Genomic DNA, 4,694 nt, shown 5'->3' with positions numbered 1-4,694 from the left:
GAGCCCGCCGCCGCGCGGCCCGGTGAGCGGATCCGGCTTTCGGTGCCGGGATGCAGGGGCGGGCGGCGGGGCGGGCGGCGGCGGGGCGGACTCGTGGACGCGCTGCTCGCCGTGGGGCTGCTCGGGCAGGCCGTGCTCGTTGTGGGAGCCCTGTTCCGGCGCCGACCCGGGCGGGGGCGGCGGCACGTACTGGAAGGGCGGTTCCAGCGAGGACGGGGCGGGCGGTTCGGGCGCGGCGGGCGGCGGGACCGGCGGCGCGGCCGGGGGCGGCGCGGGCGCCACCGCGGGCGGCGGGCCCGGGGCCTCCTGCGCGGGCTCGGGCACCGGCGCGACCGGCTGGTCGGCGCCCGTGGCGGCGCGCTCGGCGGCCATGTGGGCGCGGGCGGCCTTGATGATGTCCCACGCCGACAGCTCGTCGGTGGAGGGCGGAGTGTGCATGGCCGGGGACGTCAGCTCCGCCGCGACCGCCTGCGGCACCGCGAACCCCGTCGCCGGAGGCGGCACCTGCGCCAGCCGGCACCACGTCAGCCCGAGGGTGTAGCTGGTGGCCAGCAGCGCGGCCAGGGCGTCGGAGTCGTCGCTGCGCAGCGCGTCGGGCAGCCGCCCGTCGCGTGGCCACAGCGACCGCAGCGGGTTGGCCGGGTCGGTCAGGACCGCCTGCAGCGTGCGGGCGCTGTCGGCGTCCAGCCAGTGCTGCAGCGCCGGCAGCGCGCCCGGCGCGGCCTGCAGGTCGGCGGCCAGCACCGCGATCCCGGCGCGGCGGACCTCGTCGTGGCTGCGGCCCGCCGCGGCCGGGCGCGGCCCGGTCAGCTCCGCGACGATCTCCTGCAGGTCGTACAGGGCCAGGCGCAGGTACTCGCCGGGCGCGGTGTCGCGGACCATCGGGGTGGCGAACTCGGCGGGGCAGCGGCGCCGCCACTCCTGCAGGATCGCCTCGGGCCCGTACCGGACGGTGGCCATGTCCTGGTTGACCATGCGCAGGGACGCCGCGGTCACCGCGGCCAGCGCGTCGGCGCCGGGCCGGAACCGGGGGTCGGCCTGCAGCCCGGCGGCGACCTCGTACATGACGCGGGCGATGTGGGCGGCGCCGCCGCCGTCGCCGGCGCCGAGCCGGTGGACGTAGTAGCCGGCCAGGGTGGCGAAGTCCGGCGGCATCATCCAGTGCAGCTGGTCGGCCGAGGTCGTCAGGAACGGGATGAACGACTCGATCAGCGGGTGCTCGGTCAGCACCACCGGGGACCCGGCGCACCACAGCAGCGCGCCCCACGCGGCGGCGACGGTGCTGGGCGTGCCGGGCTGGAACATCGGGTCGCGCTGGGCGAACTGCTGCGGGTTCACCGCCAGCGCGGTGGTCAGCGCCTGGGAGATGCGGGCGACGACGGCGGTGTCGGGGACGGGCCCGAGGAACCCCAGCGGCGCCACGCGCCCGGCCGACAGGTCCGGGCCGGTGGGGAACAGCTGCGGCGGGACGGGCGGCGTCCCGGCGCCCTGGGGCGCGGGGACGGCGACGCGGCGGTCCTCGAACTGCGCGGGGGGCGGGCAGGGGTGCCAGGTGCCGTCCAGGCCGCACCGGTACCAGCGTCCCCACGCGCCGTACAGCCACCACTCGCCGGCGCCCCACAGCATCCGCGCGGCGATCTGCGCCGCCCGGTCGGCCGGCTGGGCGCCCTGCCACCACGGTGAGGCCACCAGCTCGCGCACGTTGCCCTCGACCGAGGCGAACAGGTCGCCGCTCGGGCCCCCTCCGGTTCCACCGGGCCCCGCCCCGGCCGACTGCCAGCTCATCCGGCGAATAGTAGTGGCCGCGGGCGTCGCGTCCGGCATCGCCCGCATTAAAGGCCGGTATCCCGCCATCGACGTGTAAGGAGTGTTATGGCAGGATGCTCATTAGTCCGCCGGGAGCGGGCTCTGCGGCACACCGCACGACCCGGGGGTGAGGATGGACGGCGCCGCGCGGACCCGCGCCGGGGGACTGGGCCTGGCGGTGCTGTCCTCGGTGTGCTTCGGCGCGTCCGGGCCGCTCGGCAAGGCCCTCATCGAGGCCGGAATCAGCCCGCTGCAGGCGGTGTGGCTGCGCATCACGGTCGCCGCGCTGGTCCTGGCGCCGCTGCCGTTCCTGCTGCGCGGGCGGGCCGCCGCCCGCGGCCTGCGCCCCCACCTGCCCGCCCTGGCCCTCTACGGCCTGACCGGCGTCGCCGGCTGCCAGGCCTTCTACTTCGTGGCCGCCTCGCGCCTGCCGGTCGGGGTGGCGATCCTGCTGGAGTTCAGCGGCCCCGTCATCGTGCTGGCGTGGCTGCGGCTGGTGCGCCGCGCGCCCGTGCACCGCAGCGCCGCCGCCGGCGTCACGATCGCCATGGTAGGCCTCGCCCTGGTAGTGCAGGTGTGGACGGGGCTGTCGCTGGACCCGGTCGGCCTGGCCGCCGGGCTCGGCGCCGCCGCCTGCCAGGCGAGCTACTTCCTCATCGTCGATCGGCTGGCCGGCGAGGTCGACGCCCTCGTCATCACCTCCGCCGGCGGTGTCGTCGCCGCCCTCGCCCTGACCGCCCTGGCCGCGCCGTGGACGCTGCCCTGGCAGGTGCTGCCCGCCCCGGTGGCCGTCGCCGGGCACGCCGCGCCCGGCTGGGCGCTGGTCGCCTGGATCGGCCTGGTCAGCACCGTCCTGGCCTACCTCACCGGCGTCGCCGGGCTGCAGCGCCTGTCGGCGCAGGTCGGCGGCGCCATCTGCTACACCGAGGCCGTCGCCGCCGCCCTCATCGCCTGGGCCGTCCTCGGGGAGCGCCTCACCGCCGCGCAGATGACCGGCGGCGCGATCGTGCTGGCCGGCGCCTACATCGCCCAGCGCGCCACCGTCACCCAACCCGAGGTCCTGCACGTCACCGCCCCCGCCCCCGCGGACCGCCCGCAGGACGGCGCCGCGAGGGGCGGTGCACGCGACTCCGCGCAGGGCGGCGGGACGGGCCCGCGGCCCAGCCCCGCCTCCCTGCGCCCCTGACCGGCCTCTGGCCGGCCCCGGTCAGGCGTTCTCGCGGCGGAACCGGCGGGCGCCCAGCGCCACCGACGCCACCACCAGCGCGACCGCCACCAGTGCCCCCTCCGCGACCGCCGCCGTCGCGAAGTCGCCGAGGAACGCCGCCCGCGCCGCGTCCACCATGTACCGGAACGGGGTGAACCGCGACACCGCGTCCAGCCATCCCGGCGCCAGGCTCATCGGCAGCAGGATCCCCGACAGCAGCATCAGTGGCAGCGTCACCGACGTCAGGATCGGCGCGAACGCGTCCTCGCTGCGCGTGCGCAGCGCCACCACGTAGGACAGGGACGCCACGCTCACCGCCAGCGCCACCACCAGCGCCAGCCCGACGGCGATCCCGCCCACCGGGGCACGCAGCCCCAGCGCCAGCCCGACCGCCACCACCACCGCGCCCTGGAACGCCACCACGGCGGTGTCGCGCAGGACCCGCCCCAGCAGCAGCGCGGTGCGGCTGGCCGGGGTGACCCGCAGCCGGTCCACCACCCCCGACCGCAGATCCGCGATCAGCCCGAACCCCGCGAACCCGGCGCCGAACAGCGCCAGCTGGATCAGCACCCCGGGCACGAACACCTGCCAGGCGCTGCCCGCGCCGAACCCGCGCACGTCCACCAGATCCGTCAGCAGCGGCCCGAACAGCACCAGGTACAGCAGCGGCTGCACCGCGCCGAACACCACCGCGACCTTGCTGCGCAGCGTCTGCCGCATGTACCGCATGAAGATCAGGCGCGTGTCGGAGGCGACCCGCGCGGCAGCGGCCGCCCGACCGGCCGCCGCGGTCGCTCCGGCCGCTCCGGTCGCTTCGACGGAAGCGCTCTGTTCACCAAACATGGGGGGAGACTCCTCGGTTCAGGCCGCGTCGCGCAGCGAGCGGCCGGTGACGGTGAAGAACACGTCGTCCAGCGTGGGGCGGGCCAGGTTCAGCGACGCCAGCTCCACCCCCGCGCCGTCCAGCGCGCGGATCAGGGACATCAGCGCCGTCTCGCCGTCCTCGACGGTCAGCCGCAGCGTCCCGCCGGACACCGCGGCCTCGCGGACGGCCGGATGCGCCGCCAGCGCCTTGCGGGCGCCCTCGACGCCGGCGGCCTCCGCCAGCTCCACCGTGACCACGTCCCCGGCGACGCGGCGCTTGAGCTCGGCGGGCGTGCCCTCGGCGACGATGCGGCCCCGGTCGATGATCAGCAGCCGATCGCACAGCGCGTCGGCCTCGTCCAGGTAGTGCGTCGTCAGGAACACCGTCGCGCCGTCCCGGTCGCGCATGGCGCGGATGTGGTCCCACAGGTTGCCGCGGCTCTGCGGGTCCAGGCCCGTGGTGGGCTCGTCCAGGAACAGGAGCGGCGGACGGTGCACCAGCCCGAGCGCGATGTCCAGGCGGCGGCGCTGCCCGCCCGACAGCGACCCCGCCGGACGCGGCCCGAGGCCCTCCAGGTCCAGGCGCGCGCACAGCTCGGCGATCCGCGCGGACCGGTCGCGCACCCCGTACAGGCGGGCCTGCAGGTCCAGCTCCTCGGCCACCGGGACGCCCGGGTCGGTGCCGCCGCCCTGCGCGACATAGCCAATGCGGCGCCGCACCGCCGCCGGATCGGCGCGCAGGTCGTGGCCGGCGACGGTCGACGTGGCCCGCGTCTACGCGATGTACGAGCAGCTCAGGCGCGAGCGCAATCTGCTC

Annotated in this window: 4 protein-coding genes and 1 pseudogene; 1 reads left to right on the top strand and 4 read right to left on the bottom strand. The window is 77.0% G+C overall.

What is annotated here, in order from left to right:
• On the bottom strand, nucleotides 1–1,785 hold a 1,785-nt coding region (locus AB0C69_RS38265; RefSeq protein WP_360360832.1), incomplete at its 3' end, for a hypothetical protein.
• Between the two features lie 154 nt (nucleotides 1,786–1,939).
• Here AB0C69_RS38265 and AB0C69_RS38260 point away from each other — a divergent pair.
• Entirely contained in the window at nucleotides 1,940–2,992 is a 1,053-nt protein-coding gene (locus tag AB0C69_RS38260; protein ID WP_360360829.1) for a DMT family transporter, read from the top strand.
• A gap of 21 nt (nucleotides 2,993–3,013) precedes the next feature.
• Here the strand turns inward: AB0C69_RS38260 and AB0C69_RS38255 are convergent, their stop codons facing one another.
• The 3 genes and pseudogenes from AB0C69_RS38255 to AB0C69_RS38245 all read right to left on the bottom strand — a co-directional run.
• Nucleotides 3,014–3,856, bottom strand: a complete 843-nt coding sequence (locus AB0C69_RS38255; protein ID WP_360360827.1) for an ABC transporter permease — start codon at nucleotides 3,854–3,856, stop codon at nucleotides 3,014–3,016.
• A gap of 18 nt (nucleotides 3,857–3,874) precedes the next feature.
• Nucleotides 3,875–4,261 (bottom strand): DUF4162 domain-containing protein, encoded by a 387-nt coding sequence (locus tag AB0C69_RS38250; RefSeq protein WP_360360835.1) that lies wholly within the window; start codon nucleotides 4,259–4,261, stop codon nucleotides 3,875–3,877.
• A pseudogene (locus tag AB0C69_RS38245) lies at nucleotides 4,256–4,621 on the bottom strand (ABC transporter ATP-binding protein); the annotation flags it as partial. The gene AB0C69_RS38250 and the pseudogene AB0C69_RS38245, both read right to left, overlap by 6 nt.
• Nucleotides 4,622–4,694 lie beyond the last annotated feature (73 nt).

Origin of the sequence: Actinomadura sp. NPDC048032 (assembly GCF_040653175.1) — a bacterium.
Lineage (GTDB): Bacteria > Actinomycetota > Actinomycetes > Streptosporangiales > Streptosporangiaceae > Spirillospora > Spirillospora verrucosospora.
This window is presented reverse-complemented; position numbering and strand designations above follow the sequence as displayed.